At 70.7% G+C, this 16440-nt stretch carries 18 protein-coding genes and 1 pseudogene; 9 read left to right on the plus strand and 10 right to left on the minus strand.

Translation table 11 applies throughout. From position 1 onward, the window contains the following. Positions 1 to 2: 2 nt before the first annotated feature. The 9 genes from rpsN to MUB56_RS15650 form a co-directional block, all read right to left on the minus strand. Entirely contained in the window at positions 3 to 305 is a 303-nt protein-coding gene (gene rpsN, locus MUB56_RS15610; protein WP_244927932.1) for a 30S ribosomal protein S14, read from the minus strand. Continuing rightward, positions 305 to 475: a 50S ribosomal protein L33 gene (gene rpmG / locus MUB56_RS15615; RefSeq protein WP_244927933.1), complete on the minus strand. Its 171-nt coding sequence runs from the start codon at positions 473 to 475 to the stop codon at positions 305 to 307. The genes rpsN and rpmG overlap by 1 nt, the downstream gene beginning before the upstream one ends. Continuing rightward, positions 475 to 711, minus strand: a complete 237-nt coding sequence (rpmB, locus tag MUB56_RS15620) for a 50S ribosomal protein L28 (RefSeq protein WP_244927934.1) — start codon at positions 709 to 711, stop codon at positions 475 to 477. Before rpmB ends, rpmG begins: the two co-directional genes overlap by 1 nt. A gap of 24 nt (positions 712 to 735) precedes the next feature. Continuing rightward, positions 736 to 858: a type B 50S ribosomal protein L36 gene (ykgO, locus tag MUB56_RS15625; protein ID WP_244927935.1), complete on the minus strand. Its 123-nt coding sequence runs from the start codon at positions 856 to 858 to the stop codon at positions 736 to 738. Continuing rightward, the gene (gene rpsR / locus MUB56_RS15630; RefSeq protein ID WP_244927936.1) at positions 855 to 1115 is read right to left on the minus strand and encodes a 30S ribosomal protein S18; all 261 of its coding nucleotides are present in this window, start codon (positions 1113 to 1115) and stop codon (positions 855 to 857) included. Before rpsR ends, ykgO begins: the two co-directional genes overlap by 4 nt. Further along, a complete protein-coding gene (gene rpmF / locus MUB56_RS15635; RefSeq protein WP_244927937.1) occupies positions 1112 to 1294 on the minus strand; it encodes a 50S ribosomal protein L32 in 183 nt (60 codons plus the stop codon). Before rpmF ends, rpsR begins: the two co-directional genes overlap by 4 nt. Positions 1295 to 1344: 50 nt before the next feature. After that, positions 1345 to 1860: a GTP-binding protein gene (locus tag MUB56_RS15640; protein ID WP_244927938.1), complete on the minus strand. Its 516-nt coding sequence runs from the start codon at positions 1858 to 1860 to the stop codon at positions 1345 to 1347. A gap of 22 nt (positions 1861 to 1882) precedes the next feature. Beyond that, the gene (locus MUB56_RS15645; protein WP_244927939.1) at positions 1883 to 2416 is read right to left on the minus strand and encodes a hypothetical protein; all 534 of its coding nucleotides are present in this window, start codon (positions 2414 to 2416) and stop codon (positions 1883 to 1885) included. A gap of 124 nt (positions 2417 to 2540) precedes the next feature. Continuing rightward, positions 2541 to 3134: a sortase gene (locus MUB56_RS15650; protein WP_244927940.1), complete on the minus strand. Its 594-nt coding sequence runs from the start codon at positions 3132 to 3134 to the stop codon at positions 2541 to 2543. 161 nt (positions 3135 to 3295) lie between these two features. Between MUB56_RS15650 and MUB56_RS15655 the strand changes: the two genes are divergently transcribed. From MUB56_RS15655 to MUB56_RS15680, 6 genes are read left to right on the plus strand one after another with little or no spacing between them, the layout of a single operon-like run. After that, positions 3296 to 6019, plus strand: coding sequence for a TIGR03773 family transporter-associated surface protein (locus tag MUB56_RS15655; protein ID WP_244927941.1), 2724 nt, complete (start codon positions 3296 to 3298; stop codon positions 6017 to 6019). Then, positions 6012 to 7568 carry an anchored repeat ABC transporter, substrate-binding protein gene (locus MUB56_RS15660; RefSeq protein ID WP_244927942.1) on the plus strand — a complete coding sequence of 519 codons (1557 nt, stop codon included), beginning with the start codon at positions 6012 to 6014 and terminating at the stop codon, positions 7566 to 7568. The genes MUB56_RS15655 and MUB56_RS15660 overlap by 8 nt, the downstream gene beginning before the upstream one ends. A 30-nt stretch (positions 7569 to 7598) precedes the next feature. Then, a complete protein-coding gene (locus tag MUB56_RS15665) occupies positions 7599 to 8525 on the plus strand; it encodes a choice-of-anchor M domain-containing protein (RefSeq protein ID WP_244927943.1) in 927 nt (308 codons plus the stop codon). Further along, the gene (locus tag MUB56_RS15670; RefSeq protein ID WP_244927944.1) at positions 8522 to 9277 is read left to right on the plus strand and encodes an anchored repeat-type ABC transporter ATP-binding subunit; all 756 of its coding nucleotides are present in this window, start codon (positions 8522 to 8524) and stop codon (positions 9275 to 9277) included. The genes MUB56_RS15665 and MUB56_RS15670 overlap by 4 nt, the downstream gene beginning before the upstream one ends. After that, entirely contained in the window at positions 9274 to 10134 is an 861-nt protein-coding gene (locus tag MUB56_RS15675; protein WP_244932423.1) for an anchored repeat-type ABC transporter permease subunit, read from the plus strand. The genes MUB56_RS15670 and MUB56_RS15675 overlap by 4 nt, the downstream gene beginning before the upstream one ends. A gap of 59 nt (positions 10135 to 10193) precedes the next feature. Continuing rightward, positions 10194 to 12062: a choice-of-anchor M domain-containing protein gene (locus tag MUB56_RS15680; RefSeq protein ID WP_244927945.1), complete on the plus strand. Its 1869-nt coding sequence runs from the start codon at positions 10194 to 10196 to the stop codon at positions 12060 to 12062. Between the two features lie 1201 nt (positions 12063 to 13263). Here MUB56_RS15680 and MUB56_RS15685 read toward each other — a convergent pair. Beyond that, positions 13264 to 13578: a VOC family protein gene (locus MUB56_RS15685; RefSeq protein ID WP_244927946.1), complete on the minus strand. Its 315-nt coding sequence runs from the start codon at positions 13576 to 13578 to the stop codon at positions 13264 to 13266. Between the two features lie 646 nt (positions 13579 to 14224). On the opposite strand from MUB56_RS15685, the gene MUB56_RS15690 reads away from it, so the two are divergent. The 3 genes and pseudogenes from MUB56_RS15690 to MUB56_RS15700 all read left to right on the plus strand — a co-directional run bounded on the left by MUB56_RS15690 (position 14225) and on the right by MUB56_RS15700 (position 16301). Then, positions 14225 to 14887: a YrzE family protein gene (locus tag MUB56_RS15690; protein WP_244927947.1), complete on the plus strand. Its 663-nt coding sequence runs from the start codon at positions 14225 to 14227 to the stop codon at positions 14885 to 14887. A gap of 47 nt (positions 14888 to 14934) precedes the next feature. Next, a pseudogene (locus tag MUB56_RS15695) lies at positions 14935 to 15321 on the plus strand (DUF2382 domain-containing protein); the annotation flags it as partial. 194 nt (positions 15322 to 15515) lie between these two features. Then, entirely contained in the window at positions 15516 to 16301 is a 786-nt protein-coding gene (locus tag MUB56_RS15700) for a PRC and DUF2382 domain-containing protein (RefSeq protein ID WP_244927948.1), read from the plus strand. Positions 16302 to 16440 lie beyond the last annotated feature (139 nt).

Raw genomic sequence — 16440 nt, forward strand, 5'->3', positions numbered from 1 at the left:
GGTCACCAGGACGACTTGGTCATGCCGGGCAGCTCGCCACGGTGGGCGAGCGTGCGCAGGTTGATGCGTGAGAGCCCGACCTTGCCGACGTAGCCGCGTGGTCGGCCGTCGACCTGGTCGCGGTTGCGGACCCGGACCGGGCTGGCGTCTCGCGGCATCCGGCCGAGCGCTCGTACGGCGGCGTCGCGTTCCTCGGCGGTGGCGGCGGTGCGCACCCGTTCCTTCAGCCCGGCCCGGCGCTCGGCGTACCGGGCGACGATCTGCTTGCGTCGCTCGTTGGCGACGATCTTGGACTTCTTGGCCATCAGCGCTCCTCGCGGAAATCGACGTGCCGGCGGACCCGGGGGTCGTACCTGCGCAGCACGAGTCGCTCGGGGTCGTTGCGCCGGTTCTTCTTGGTGACGTAGGTGTAGCCCGTGCCGGCGGTGGAACGGAGCTTCACGATGGGTCGGAGGTCGCTGCCCTTCCTGGACATCAGAGCCTGACCCCTCGGGAGCGCAGCTGGGCGACGACGGCCTCGATGCCGCGCTGGTCGACCGTCTTGATGCCCCGGGCGCTCAGGGTCAGGGTGACCTGGTGGCCCAGGCTGGGGACCCAGTAGCGCTTGGACTGGATGTTGACGTCGAAGCGTCGCTTCGTGCGGCGGTGGGAGTGCGAGACATGGTGCCCGAAGCCGGGGGTGGCTCCGGTGACCTGGCAGACGCGAGCCATGGACGTTCCTCTCGGATCGGGCCGTCAGCCCTGGCGGGCCTTGAGACGGGGGTTCTGCTTGTTGATGACGTAGATGCGGCCTCGTCTGCGGACGACCTGGGAGCCGGGCTGGTTCTTCAGGGAGCGGATCGAGTTGCGGACCTTCATGTCGTGCCTTCCGGTCGGAGGTGGGTGTAGGGGAGGAGGGCCAGCTCGCGGGCGTTCTTGATCGCCCGAGTGACGGCACGTTGCTGCTGTGGAGTGAGACCGGTGACGCGGCGGGAGCGGATCTTGCCCCGGTCGGAGATGAACGTGCGCAGGAGCGCGGTGTCCTTGTAGTCGACGTGCGCGACGTCGGGGGCCAGGAGCGGCTTGCGCCGCTTCGTGCCGCCTGGGCGCGACCGCGGCACCGACCGCGCGCTCATCGGCGTGCCCCGGTCGTCGGGTCGACGTACCCGCGCTCGACGGCACGGACGAGCGGGCGCGGGACATGATGGACCAGGCCGTCGACCGTGACGGGCACCAGATCGACGGGCGTGGCCTTCCATTGCGAGCGGCGGTGTCGGGTGTTGCTGCGTGAGGTCTTGCGCTTCGGGACGGCCACCAGCCGCCTCCTTCCGTGGGGGTCGGCGCCAGGCGCCGGGCGGGTTGAAGTCAGGCGAGGTCGTGGATGTCGCCGAGCCAGGGCTCGAGACCGTCCTCCAGCACGTCCCACGAGCGGCGTCGCAGGAGCGCTTCCTCCGGTGCGAGGAGAAGCCGCTCGAACGCCCCCTCCAGGCCAGCGGGCGGCGCGCCGGTCCCGGTGAAGATCAGTCGGGTCCGGGGAGTGCGGCGGCCCCAGGTGCTGTAGGCCCCGATGCTGAGCTGCCCGCCGGCCCCCGACCATTCGAGAGCATCCTGCGGGCGGGTGGGGACCCAGAAGCAGCCACGGGATCGGAAGGGGCCGTCGGCGAGGGTCTCGATGTGGTCGAGCAGTCGCTCGGGGTGGAACGGGCGGGGGGAGGACAGGTCGATCCGCCAGGCGTGCCCGGCGCCGAGGTCGGGCAGCTGCTGCTCGTGCGCCGGGTAGCGCCAGGTGTCGCGACGGGCCTGGCTGAAGCGTCGCGAGACGAGTTCCGCGCCGTCGAGGCGTTCGAAGCCGACGAGCAGGTGGGCGTCCGGGCGGGCCAAGGCGGCGAGAAGGTCCCGGTCCTCAGGGTTCGGGTCCTGGTCGAGGACGACGGCGTCGGCGTACTCGATCAGGGGCGTTGAGGGTCTCGCCGGTCCCGCGCTCGTCGTCGGGGCCGGTGTGCCAGCGCCGGTCGCGGAGCGGGACGGCTGAGAGAAGGTCGGCCCCGAGATGCTCGGCTCCGAGAACCGCCACGGTGGTCCGGCGTCGCAGACGACGGGCCAGGCGGAGGTCGGACGCCAGGACGGTGTCGAGCTGGACGGCCTCGGTCGAGGTGGGCAGTGCCACTACGGCCGTGGCCCACTGTCCGTCGCGCGCCAGGCGCTCCAGGGTCGGTACGACGTCCTTGCGGAGCGCGCACGAGATGCAGGCGTGCTCCAGGGCGATGCCCTCGTGCTCCAGGATCCCGCCGGCGTGGCTCACCACACGGGTCAGCTGCTGGGACTCGGGATCGATCCGGTGGCGGACCGCGACGGCCCGCGGCGAGTCCCACGACAGGCTCATCATGGCGCGGTCGACGAGGGCGGGGTCGACGCCGGTGACGACAAGGAGGTCCACGATCAGCCTCTCAAGAATGAGAATCGTTATCAATAACCTGTCATGTGTGATGCCGCAGGTCAAGCCGGAGGGGCGGTGAGGGGCGTGAGATGCCGTCGTCGGGCGACGGCGAGCGACCGCCTCGTCACCGCGCGTCGACGGGTCGGGTCTCGGTGAGGACGGCGAACGCCACGAAGCGGTCCTCGGAGTGGAAGAGGTCGGCGCACGTCGTGAGGGTGAGCAGCCGCTGGCCGACGCCCCGAGGCGGTTGGGGCCCGCCGTCGGGGTTGGTCGGTGTGTCGTCGAGCACCCAGGTCTCGGCGAGGGGCAGCTCCAGTTCGTCGCCGTCCGTGAGGAGCTCGTAGACGAGGTCGGCGTCGCGGGTGCTGACGACCACCTCGTCGCCGCGCCGCAGCTCGGCCATCCGCCGCAGCGGCTCGCCGCGGGTGATGCGGTGGCCCGCGAGCGCGTAGTTGCCCACCCCGCCGGGACCGGCGGACCCGACGAAGTGCCCGAAGCCGGAGGACAGCGCGTCGTCGGCCGTGCCCTCGACGACCGGGACGGCGTAGGAGGCGCCGAACCGCGGGATGCGGACGACCGCCCGCGACGGGCCGGCATCGGTGGCGACGGTGTCCTCGCCCGTGCGCCAGGCCGCGGTGAGGTCGGCGACCGTGGCCGCGTGCCGGCCCTCGGCCAACCAGGTGGTGCCGTAGGTCTGCCAACCGACATGTCCCAGCACGGCCGATCCGGCCAGGAGCAGACTCGCGCCGACCAGCACGCCGATGCGAGGTCGTCGCCGTCGAGGGATGAGGTGAGGCACGGGGGTCCTGTCATTAGGAATGATTCTCATTTGCAGTATATGGTCTGCTCGCCATCGTCCCCGACCGGAGGTCCAGCCGCATGAGGATCCGTTCCGCCTTTGTCCCGATGCTGAGCGTCGTGCTCGTGGGGCTCGCTCTAGTCGCTCCTGGAACGGCCGTCGGTGCGACGGACGCGGTCGCGGGCCAGGGGCCGGGGCCCGGGCCGGTCACCGCCTTCGACCTGTCCGTCGACGAGGGCGTCCCCGTCCTGCGGGTCCGCCAGGGCGAGCAGGTTTGGGACCCCGCCGACGTCGTCCTGCGTGCGGACGGCGAGCGCGCTGCGCTCGCCCTGCCCAGCTCGCTGCCCTCTCGATACAGCGGTCTTCTCACGCCCGGCAGCACTGTCTACGAGATGCCCGGGACGCCCACGGCGGACCTGCCTAGCCTGGGCTGGGGAGCCCCGGTGCTTGGCGCCGGCGCCTCGGCGACGCTCCGGCTGGCCGTCACCGGCCCGGGCCGCGTGCTCGTGGCGACCGATCACGGAGAGAGGCGACCGCTCGACGTTCACCTCGACAGCAGTCGTCCCGAGCCGGCCGTCATCGTGTTGCCCTCCGGGACCGTCGCCACGCCAACCTGGATCGTCGACCGACCGGGCGCCTACACGTTTACCGCGACCCCGGTCGTCGCCGCGCCGGACGGCTCGGTGGTCGAGGGTGCGACCGCGTCGTACCGCCTCGACGTGAGCGAGCCGGTCACGCCGACGCCGACGGCCACCCCCGTTCCCTCGCCGTCGCCCACGCCGACGCCTCCGCCCGCGCCGACCCCGGACCCGGTCGCAGCTGCGGCTGCGGCTGCCGCACCGTCCGCGGCGACCGCGGCCGATCGCTGCGCCGTCCCCGGTCTGGCGGCCGGGGCGATGACCGCCACGACCGGGCACTTCGACTTCGGGGTCCAGGTCGACGGAGGGACGCTCCGCTCGCGCGTGAAGGACGACCAGACGTCGCCGGCCACGTGGCGCGACCCGTCCAGCGTGCTCTTCCAGCTCGGCGACACCGCCCGGACGACCGTCCCGCCGGGCGATGCCTACGCGTTCCTGGGTGAGCCTGACGCCACGGTGTGGACGATCGGGCAGACCCAGCAGGACGGTGTCCCGTGGCTGGGCTGGAACACCCAGCACGCCAGCGCCGTGCAGGCCATCGACGGACCGACGACCTGGACCCTCGACGCGGTCGACGGGCCCGGCGACGTCTTCGTCTACCAGACCGGCTCCTTCGGCGCGCTGACGCGCGTGTTCGGCACAGGCGACGGCTGGCCACGCTCGCGGCGGGTCCCGGCCAACGTGCACGGGCACGGCAACTGGTCCTTCACCCGGCCGGGCATCTACCGCATCACCACCACCCACGCGGCGACTCTCACGTCCGGGCGCCAGGTCAGCAGCACCGCGACGCTCCTCGTCCAGGTCGGCCCGTGCGCGGAGGCCGACCCGCGGCCGGACTCGCCGCTGGCGGCCGGCCAGCTGCTCGCGGAGGGCGCGCTCGCGAAGACTCCCCGCCACGGGGTGGTCGTCGAACCTCGCCGTACGACGGCCGGCGCCACCGTCAGCCTCCGCGTGCCGGAGCTGCAGCCCGGCAGCTGGCTGATGCCGGTGGCCTACTCGGCACCGAAGCAGCTGGGCTGGGCCCAGGTGAGCGCGACCCGCGAGCTCCCGACGGTCACCCTGCCCGCCAGGTTGGCCGAGGGCCGGCACCGGGTCGCGGTCTACGACGCGAGCGGCGCCGTGCAGGGATGGGCTCCCGTCGTCGTGACCGCCGCTGAGGACGAGGCCGACCCCAACCCCGTGACCCCGGCCGATGGCGGCGAGACCGTCGACCCCGCGCCGGCCGCCCCGTCCGCGACCGGCTCGGGGCTCAGCGGCACGGGCGGCACCTCCCTGCGAGCGGCGGCCGCCTGCGTCCCGGCCCCCGCGACACCGACCGCTCCGAGCGGCGCAGAACCGCCCGGCACCGCGCCCGGCGTCGGTGCCCCCGCGGCCGCGAACGCGGAGAAGGTGACCGACGGCCACCTCGACTTCGGTGCCCACGTCGTCGGCGGTGCCCTGGTGCCGAAGGTCAAGGACGACCGGCAGCAGCCCTCGGCGTGGGTCGACCCCGCGAGCGTGCGCCTGGTCCTGGGTTCCTCCGCGGAGCAGCAGGTCCCCGGCGACCCGTCGTACTCCTTCATGGGCAAGCCGGGCGACACGGTGTGGATGATGCCGCAGACCCAGGTCGCCGACGTGCCGTGGCTGGGCTGGAACACCCAGGACGAGTCCGTGCGCTCGCAGGTCGACGGGTCGGTCCGCTTCACCCTCGACAGCGTCTCCGGCCCCGGCAAGCTGGCCGTCTACCTCACCGACTCCTTCGGGGGGATCGGCGAGAAGACGTTCGGCAACGCGGCGGGCTTCCCCTCGTCGTTCGACGTACCGGTCAACGTGCACGCCCACGGCAACTGGGTGTTCACCGCTGCGGGCACGTATGCCGTGACCATCACCCAGACGGCGAAGCTGACGTCGGGCGCGTCCGTGTCCGGCACGGCGACGCTCGCATTCACCGTGGGCGGGAGCGGCGCGAGCCGGGTCCTGCCGCGCCTGGCGCCGGGGTTCGCGACGGCGCAGCCCTCCCAGCCGGCGGCACCGACGGCACCCACGGCGCCCACCGCCGCGAGCCTTGCCGACTGCGTGCTGCCGGAGACCGGGGCGCCTCGGCACTCCGCGCCGTTGCTCGCGCTGGGCGGGCTCCTGGTGCTCGCCGGCGCGACGGTGCTGGTCAGGTCCCGCCGCCGTGCGTAGGGGCCTGTCGGTCGCCGTGGCGACGCTCGCGCTGGCCGCGTCGGCCTGCGCGAGCCCGGTCGGGCTGTCGGAGAACGACGACCGCCTTCAGGTGATCACGACCACGGGTCTGCTGCGCGACCTCGTGGCGAACGTCGGCGGCCCCGACGTCAACGTCACCTCGCTGGTCCCGGACGGGGCCGACCCGCACAGCTACGAGCCCTCGCTGAGGCGCGTGCGCGACGTCGTCTATGCCGACGTCGCCTTCAGCAACTACATGCTGTTGGAGCAGCACGGCATCATCAAGGCGCTCGACGCCAACCTCCCCGAGGACGCCCTCAACATCTCGCTGGCCGAGGACGCCGTGAAGTACGCCGCCGAGATCATCCCGCTGGTCGAGAACGTCAACCTCGACACCATCTGGCTGGGGCTTCGAGCGCGCGGCGACGGGGACCAGTACGGCGCCGACCGCGCCTCCGACGTACTCCTCAGCGCGACGGCGATGACCGGTCCCGGGGACCTGCACGGCTACCTCACCGGGTCATTCGGCGACCCGGAGATCTACTACGACAGCACCGACGGCTTCGACGCGTCGGACGGCTACCGCGACGACACCGCGCTGCTGCCGGTCGACGCGCACACCCACATGTCGTGGGCGTTCAGCGAACCGGGGGTCTACACGCTCAGCATGTCCGCCCGCCTGCAAGCCGACGACGAGTCGGCCTTGGTGCCGCTGGGCGAGGCCACCTTCACCTTCGCCGTCGGAGTGCCCGCGGTCGACGTGGCCGAGCCCGGCCAGGAGGTCCTCGACGAGGGTCACGCCGACCTCACTGTCGATCTGGACGCCGGCACCATCGGACTCCTCCACGACCCCGAGGGCGGGGGCGAGCACACCCAGCGCGAGCTCGCCGCGGAGGACGTCGTCATCGACGTGCCGGCGAAGGCCCTCTCGGAGGTGCCGAACGACCGACGGCTCGGGTTCCTGGGCCGTCCCGGCACCGCGATCCACCAGCTGCCCCAGGCGGTCCTGGGCAAGCACGTGCACGGCGAGATCGACCCGCACCTGTGGCAGGACGTCGGCAACGTGATGGCCTACGTCGAGCTGATCCGCGACACGCTCGTCGAGGCCGACCCCGAGCACGCACTCGACTACCGCGAGCGTGCGGAGACCTACCTGGCCGAGCTGCAGGCCCTCGACGACCTGGTACGTGAGCGGCTGGCGGCGATCCCGGGGGAGCGCCGCTACCTGATCACGACCCACGACGCCTTCGCCTACCTCGCCAAGGCCTACGACCTGCAGGTCGCCGGGTTCGTCTCGCCCAACCCGGCGGTCGAGCCGTCCCTGTCCGACCGGCGCAAGCTCACCGAGACCATCCGCTCGCTCGACGTGCCCGCGGTGTTCCTCGAGCCCGGTCTGCAGGCCCGCTCCTCGACGCTGACACAGGTCGCCGCCGAGGAGAACATCGCGGTCTGCGCCATCTACGGCGACGTCCTCGACGACGACGTGCGCACCTACGTCGAGCTGATGACCTTCAACGCCGACTCCCTCCACGACTGCCTCGCCCGCTGACCCCCTCTGATCCGCCGACAAGGAACCCCGATGAGACGAACCACCCGGGCGAGCGCTGCCGCCGCCGTCCTGCTCGCCCTGACCGCCGCTCCGGCGGCGGCGGGTGACGAGTTGAACCAGCAGATCGACGAGGAGCAGCGGGTGGCCACCGACCGGGCCGAGCTCGGCCTCGGTCACGTCGACCTCGGACCGCGCTACGACGAAGGCGGAGCCTGGTCGCTGATGGTCCACGACGACACCGCGACGGCGGGATCGGTCTGGCGCGCCCTCGACCGCACCGTGCTGCGGGTGCACGACGCGGCGGTCCAGCAGGTGCCGGACGACCCGGCGTACTCCTTCCTGGGTGCCGAGCCCGGTCAGGAGGTGTACGTCGTCCCGCAGACCCAGGACCAGGAGATCGTCTGGATCGGCTGGAACACCCAGGACCCGCAGGTCATGGAGACCGTCGACCGGGGCGTGAAGCTCAGCCTCGTCGACGCGGAGGGCCCCGGCGAGCTGGTGGTCTACCTCCAAGACGGCGGTTTCGGCGAGCCCGACGTCCTCTGGGACTCGACGCTCGCCGAGGCACAGCCCCTGTGGGTCGACGTCAACACCCACACCCACGCCAACTGGGTCTTCACCCGACCCGGCGTCTACCTCGTGACCGTCGAGGCCAGCGCCGACCTCGTCGACGGCACCACTGCGTCGGCGACCGGCACCATCCGCCTGGCCGTGGGCGACGACGTCTCCGTCGACGAGGCCTACGACGCGGTCCCGGTGACCGCCGCCCCGACGCCGGCCGCCGCGGCGACCGCGAGCGAGGACGCCGGTGACACGACCGAGGAGGACGACTCGGCGACCCCAGTCCTGCTCGCCGGCGTCGGCGTCGCCCTCCTGCTGGTCCTGGCGGTCGTGGTGGTCGCCGTCCGCGGTCGCGCCGCACGGCGGCGGGCACTGACCGAGCCGGGGGAGAGGTGAGCACCCGTCCGACGGCGCTGGAGATCGCGGGCCTGCACGTCGACCTCGGGGGCCGGCCGGTCCTCGAGGGGGTCGACCTGAGCGTGGACCGCGGAGAGCTCGTGGGCCTGATCGGTCCCAACGGCGCCGGCAAGACCACCCTCGTGCGCAGCGTGCTCGGGCTGCTCCGGACGCGGGCCGGATCGGTGCGCGTGGACGGGCGGGTCGTCCGGCCGCGCCAGGCCGGGATCGGCTACGTGCCCCAGCGCACCGAGTTCGCCTGGGACTTCCCGATCTCGGTGGAGCGAGTGGTGATGTCCGGGCTGGTCGCCCGGCACGGACTGCTGCACCGACCGGGGGTGGAGGCCTGGCGGACGGTCGGCCGGGTGCTGGACCTGGTGCGGATGACCGACCTGCGCGAGCGGCCGGTCGGTGAGCTGTCCGGCGGCCAGCGGCAGCGGGTGCTCGTGGCCCGGGCGCTGGTCCTGGAGCCGAGCGTGCTGCTGCTCGACGAGCCGTTCACCGGCCTCGACATGCCGACCCAGGACATCCTCCTGGAGCTGTTCACCGACCTCGCCCGGCAGGACCGGGCAGTGCTGATGACCACCCACGACATCGTGTCCGCGTTGTACTCCTGTGATCGAGTGGCGCTGCTCAACCGGCGCGTCGTCGCTGCCGGACCCGCGTCCGAGCTGCGGGACCCGACGCTGTGGACCAGCACGTTCGGTATAGCCGAGGGCAGTCCGCTGCTGCGGGTGCTGGGGGCGGCCTGATGCCGATCCAGGACTTCCTCTCCGACCTGTTCAACCCCGACCTGCGGTTCCTGCCCAAGGCGCTGGCCGTCGCCGTCATGTCGTCGATCGTCTGCGGTGTCGTGGGCTGCTACGTCGTCCTGCGCGGCATGGCGTTCATCGGCGACGCCGTCGCGCACGCCGTCTTCCCGGGCCTGGCGGTGGCCTTCGTCGTGTCCGGCAACCTGATCGTCGGCGGGACCGTGGCCGGGGTCGTCACCGCCGTACTCATCGCGGTGTTCTCGCAGACGCGCCGACTGCGGGAGGACTCCGTCATCGGGATCTTCTTCGTCGGCGCGTTCGCCCTCGGCGTCGTGATCATCTCCCGGGCGCCCGGGTACGCCGGGTCGCTCGAGCAGTTCCTCTTCGGCTCCATCGCCGGCATCCCCGACCGCGACCTGGTCGTCGTTGCGCTCGCCGGACTCGGGGTGCTGGCCGTCGTACTCGCGCTGCACCCGCAGCTGGTCGCCGTCACCCTGGACCGGGAGATGGCGCGCGCGCTCGGCCTGCGCGTCTTCTGGTACGACCTGACGCTCTACGTCCTGGTGACGCTCGCCGTGGTCATCTCGGTGCAGACCATCGGCAACGTCCTCGTGCTCGCCCTGCTCGTCGCGCCTGCCGCGACCGCTCGGCTGCTCACCGACCGGCTCACCGTGATGATGAGCCTCGCGCCCGTCATCGGCAGTGTGGCCGCGTTCGTAGGGCTCTACCTGTCCTGGTCCTGGGACCTCCCAGTCGGCGCGACCATCGTGCTCGTGCTGACCGGCGCGTTCCTCGTCGCCTGGTTGCTCGCGCCGCGACACGGAGTGCTCCTCCGCGTCCTCCGATTCGGTTATTGAGATTGAATATCATTCTCAATTATGCTGAGGTGGGGTCTCCACTCCGTGAAAGGAAACCTGTGAAGCGTCTGCTCATCACCTCCCTGGCCAGCGTGGTCGGGGCGGCCACGGTGCTCGCGGCCTCCGGCTCTGCTGCTTCCGCAGCCGACCGCGAGGTCGTGCTGACCCAGGGCCACATCGACCTCTTCGACGTCACCTACGACCAGGTCGCCGGCAAGCTGAGGCTCGCGGTCGGCGACGACACCGGCGCCGCGAAGGTCTTCCGCGACCCGAGCACGGTCACGGTCGCGGTGGACGAGGAGCTCTCCGCCACCACCGTGCCCGACATCCCGGCCTACTCGTTCCTCGGCGAGCCCGGGGACACCGTCTACCTGCTCCCGTTCAGCCAGAACCCTGATCTGCCCTGGCCGGGGTGGAGCACCGAGCGCCTGGTGGGCACCCTGCCCGCAGGCACCCAGGTCTCGACCGCTGCCGACGCTGTCAAGCTCGACGTCGCGATCGAGGGTCCGGGCGAGGTGCACTCGTATCAGTCGAACGCCTTCGGCTCTCCCATCAACCACTACATCGACACGAGTGACGCGGGGCCGGACACCATCCCGATCGCCCGCAACGCCCACGTGCACACGGAGTGGTCCTTCTCCGAGCTTGGTGAGTACACGTTCTCCGTCACGCCGACGGCCGCCACGACGACCGGCGGCACCCTGAGCGGCGACACGGCGACCTATCACCTCCGCGTCGGCGACCCGGTCGTCGCGCCCGGCCTCGGCCTCGGCGTCACCGCCAACAAGCCGAGCGCGGAGTACCTGTACGGCCAGGGCATCACCCTGACCGCGACCCCGGACGCCGCCACCGACCTCGACCACTATCACTGGTTCGTCAAGGGGGCCGGCCAGGCCGAGTACGTCATCAGCAACCGCTCGGCGACCAACGAGCTGAAGCTGCCCACCTCGACCGTCTGGGACGGCGCCCAGGTCGTCGCCAAGCTCTACGGCGATGACCACGAGGTGGTGGCGGAGTCAGCCCCAGTCACCCTCAGCGTCGACACGCTCGAGCCGACGACCGTGCTCACCGCGACGACCGACCGGGCGTCGTACCAGGTGGGTGAGACGGCCGCGCTGACCTCGACCCAGAGCCCGCAGACCGCCGACGACCACTACCACTGGTACGTGCGGAAGCCGGGCGAGGAGTTCTACACCTGGATCGACGGCACGCGGGCCGCCGACGCGACCTTGCCGATCACCGCCGACCTGCAGGGCGCCGAGGTCGTCGCCCGACTGTTCAATGCCGACCACGCCGTCCTGGCCGAGTCGGCTCCGATCGTCTTGTCGGTCGGGCCGGCGGCACCGGTGGCTGCGACGAGCACCGTCGTCCGGCTCAGCCAGACCAGCCAGCGGTACGGCGCCACTCCGAGTCGCGCCGACGTCACCGTCACCACCGCGTCCGGCGCGGCCGCCGGGCGGGTGTCGGTCTCCGTGGACGGCACCGGGCTCGGTGCGCACACCCTCGATGGCCAGGGCCGCGCCAGCGTCGCACTCCCGGCTCGACTTGCCCCGGGGGCCCACCAGGTCGTGGCCAGCTTCGTCCCGGCCGACGACGCCGCCCAGGCGCCGTCGTCCTCGGCAGCCGCGCGCGTCACGATCGCCAAAGCCCGCGCTCGGGTCGCGCTGACGCTGAAGAAGCGGGTCCGGACCACGGTGCGGGCCCGCGCGATGGTGAAGGTCGCGGGCGTCGGCACGCCGACCGGCAAGGTCCGGGTGCTCGTGGACGGCAAGAAGGTCGCCGCCGCCTCGCTTCGCAACGGGCGCGTCGTCGTCCGCCTGCCCCGGCTGAGCGCCGGACGGCACAGCGTCCGGATCCGGTTCGGCGGGGACGAGCACCACGCGGCCTCGACCAGTAAGTTACGGAAGCTGCGGGTCACCCGCCGCTGACCGCATCAATCGCGCTCCGGCGACCCTGGGTGTTGCTCATCCGGGGGCGTCGGGGCGCGGCTTGCGAGACGGTCGCCTTTGTCTCCACCAGGACATCGGGTCGAGTGACCTCGAGGTCTTACATCCAGGAGGTCTCATGACAGGGAGCGATCTGACCGTAGTGGCGGTGTGTGGCGTCAGTCGCTGTGCCACCGCTGCTGACCAGATCGTCGCGGCGCTGCGCGAGCCCGTGCTGAGTACGCCCGACGCGTTGCTTCTCCGCATGACTGGCTGCCCCCTCCGCGGATCCTGTTGGCACGAGTCAGGGTGCCTCGTGGTCGTTCAGCGGTGCACCAGCGCCTTGCGTCCTGTCGGCTCTGCCACCGAACTGGCGGCAGGGGAGCCGGCCGCCTGTGCTCGCACCGTGCGGACTTGGCTGCGCGGATACTGGTTCCTGCGGCACCGGTGACGCTGCGGCACGAGCTCACCTGATCTCGTTCCGCGCACCGTGGGGGCGTGCCTGATCCAACCTCGTCCGGAAGCCCCCGCCTGGGCGGCAGTCGAGGGACGTTGGGTGACACGCGCTCCGTGTTGCTGAGATCCCAAGTCGCAAGAGATCGTCCATGCCCGCGTCATATCGCCCGTGTCGAGACAGCAGGCGACGGCACTGGAAAGTGGGGAAACTCGGCAGTCGCCTCAGCTGTCGGCAACGCTTCAAAACAGACCATCGTCGGGAGGCCGTAGTCCAACACAGACAGCACAGCGTCGTCCGCCTCCTGAGATTCACTGTGCCTCATGGTCACCACGTGTCGGTGGCCAAGATGGTCACAACTCAGTAGGCCCATGGGAGCATGACCTAGACGTGTGCCCGCCGGACGTTGTAGGCACTGCTGTGTCGGGCGACGGCGATGGTCGCATTCACTGGGGCGGGGGAGTCCGAGGACTTCACGATCCTCCACTTACCCTCCACAATTGGTCGTGAGAATTCGTCATCTGACGAGTATGATGAGCACCGTCCGAGACCCCAGATTCCCTATCGTTCAAGGGAATCCGCTGTTTCCGGTCGTGATCGTGACTGTTCGGTAGCGCCTCGATTCCTCCAGAGGTCGCAGGTTCAAATCCTGTCATCCCGACCGACAAACCGCCCCTGACCTGCGGAAACGCAGGTCAGGGGCGGTTCTGCATTTGAAGTGGGATAGCCGTATTAGCCACAATTTCACCATCAATTCGGTGACCTTGCGGGTCTGGGCGGGCCTAGGGCGACGACTGGGCCAAGGCTCATCACGACGTCGAACTGCAAGACGTGCACGACGGCTTCGCTGAGCGAGAAGTGCGGTCCACCGTTCAGCCCTGGGAGCCGCTGCCCTGCGACGGTGAAGTCGACGGTCAGCACCGTGGCCTCCGGTCCGGCCTTGTGTGTCGGTGAGCGCCACACCCTGTCCACATGGCTGTGCGGCATCAGCGTCACGTAGAAGTCGGCTGCCTCCTTTGCGGTGCTGTTGAACCACAAGCAGGGAAACACCGTGGCGACGGCCATCTCGTCCGCCTCGATCCGTAGAGCGCGGCCGGCTGGTGCGGGTTCTCGCCGGGCTGTCCGGGCGGGCCGGTTGCGCAGCGCCGCGATAGGGCCGCTGGCTCAGTTGTTGGCGGGGGCGGTGGAGATGGCCTCGACGAGCTGGGCGATCTGGCCGTCGGGGAGGTTGCGCGCGACGTCGGCCAGTGCCGAGACAACGGAGTGTTGTCGGCTGTCGACCGTCTCGGAGGTGGGTCATCCGCGCCGCGAGCGAGCCCCGAGTCAGGAGGCTCGACCGCACCCCACGGGCGAACTCGCACCGCATCGGCTTCGGTCTCACCATCACGCCGAGACCCGCTATTCGCCCGCTCTCTCATGAGCTTCCTCCCTGGCAAGGGCTGAAGTGGTACCCCGTGGCAGGAAACGCAACGTCCCTTTCCTCAGAACGGTGGACCTCGCGCCGGTGGGCGAACCGATGCCGGTCCCGCCCACGAGTCTCACGAATATCGCAATCCAGCCGAGGCGAGCGCGGTGAGGCGTTCGCCAGATGGGCCGAGATGGTGGTCCAGGGGCAAGGAGAGCGGTTCTGCCCTCGATTCCTCCGGCTGGATCGTGCGCTTGGCGCCGCCCTGGGCGGGTACCGCGCAGCACGCCTACCGAGGAGCACACCATGACCGACAACGACGGCAGCAGCGCCCGGAGTGCCCCGCCCAGGACCCCGGGCACCATTTCCCGACCGGCCGACGAGCAGGTGGTCTACCGCAGCGCAGAGCATCAGGACGTCGTCGGTGCCTCACGGCCCCGGAGCCTTGACGTACCTGCGACCCTGGCCGGCGCTCTTGCCGCCCTCGGCACCTTCGCCCTGCTGTCGAGCCTGGTCGGTGCCGTGGGCAGCATCGGCTTCCAGCGCGGCGTCGATGGCCAGGACCTCTCCATCGCCGGCCTGGTCGCCGGCCTGGTTGTGCTGTTCCTCTCCTGCCTCGTCGGCGGGTGGGTCGCCGGCAGGATTGCCCGGCGCCGGGGAGCCCTGCACGGCTTGCTCGCCGCCGTGTGGCTGGTCGTGCTCGCCGCCCTGCTGACGGCCTTGGCGGCGGTCGGCGACAAGGCCGACGTTCGGGACCAGGTCGGATTGCCAGATTGGTTCAGATCCGACGCCACCAGCGCTGCCGCAATCATCACCGGCGTGATCGCCCTCGCGCTCATGCTGCTCGGCGGGTGGCTGGGGGGCCGACTCGGCCAGCGAAGCCACGACTCAGACACGGTCGAGGTAGTCCAGACCCGGCGAGAGGTCCGCCGTCACGACGGAGGAATCACTGCGGAGGAGGCACGATGACCGACCAGGCTGGCCAGCCCGAGCAGAGCGACGCGAGCGAGGCCGACGTCGTCCGCCACGAGGAGCGACTCGAGACCGGGACAGAGCTGCAGGAGGGCGGCCGGGTCCGGGTGCGCAAGCACGTCGAGACGCTCCCGGTCGAGCAGGTCGTCACCCGCGGTGTGGAGCATGCAGGCGCCTCCGAACGGGTGCCGGCCGCGGTGGAGGACTCGGGCGAGGTCGAGACCCTGGCGGACGGCTCGGTGTCGATCCCTGTCTTCGAGGAGGTCCTGGTGGTGACCAAGAAGCTGGTCGTCCGGGAGCGGGTCATCGTCCGCAAGCACACCGTCATCGATGAGCACACGCTGCGCACCGAGCTGCGTCGCGAGCACGTCACCGTCGAGGGTGATGACGGTGTCGAAGTGACGGATCGAGACGACTCCGCCACCACTTGACCCTGCACGACTCGTCGGCCGCCCGTTCCACGGCCTCTGTCTGATGCTCGAACGGCGGCACTGGCGACGGGGCAGGACCAGCGTCACCTGTTCGGGTCATTCTTCTGAGCCCGGGCGTGTCGTGCATACGACGCAGGGCCACGGCTACCGATTCGGGGTCACGTGAACGACTCGCACTAGGAGAGGACACACAGATGATCACCGAGACTCAGAGCCGCGACATCGTCGGCTCAACCGCCTACGATGTCGACGGCAACAAGATCGGCAAGGTGGGGCAACTCTTCCTCGACGACCAGACGGGCCGGCCCGAGTTCATCACCGTCAACACCGGCTTCTTCGGGACGAGCGAATCGTTCGTCCCCGTGTCGGACGCCGAGCTGGTCGGATCCGACCTGAAGGTCCCCTTCAGCAAGGACAAGGTCAAGGACGCCCCGACCGTCGACCTGGACAGCGGGCACCTCGATCAGGGCGACGAGGAGCGGCTCTACGCCTACTACGGGCTGGGCACCCAGACGACCGGCACCCAGACGACCGGCACCTACGACGACGTCGCCTCTCCCGGGGTGGCCTCGGGCGGGCACGACACCTCTGGTCCGGAAACCGATGCAGCCCTGACCCGTTCCGAAGAGCATCTCGAAGTTGGCACCTCGGAACGTGAGGCCGGCCGAGCTCGACTGCGCAAGTACGTCACCACCGAAACCGAGACGCGCACCGTGCCCGTCACCAAGGAGCACGCCGTCGTCGAGCGAGAGCCGATCACCGACGCGAACCGCGGCGACGCCCTCGACGGCCCTGAGATTTCCGAGGAGGAGCACGAGGTCGTGCTACACGAGGAGAAGGTCGTGGCCCAGAAGGTGACCGAGCCGGTGGAGCGAGTCCGCCTCGGCACCGAGACGACGGTCGACGAGGAGACCGTGAGCGAGGACGTGCGGAAGGAGCAGATCGAGGTCGAGGGTGATGTCCAAGACCGTCGCCCCTGACTCACCGGCGATGGATCAGGCCGCTCGTCCTTGCGAGGTTGGGCGGCCGTCCCATAGCCGCGGTCACCTGCGCAGTGGCGCTTCGAGGAGCTCTGCCCCAGCCGGTGCACCACGGAGTCACTCGCCCGGTCCGGAACTT

Origin of the sequence: Nocardioides sp. W7, from assembly GCF_022919075.1 — a bacterium.
In the GTDB taxonomy this organism is placed as follows: Bacteria; Actinomycetota; Actinomycetes; order Propionibacteriales; family Nocardioidaceae; genus Nocardioides.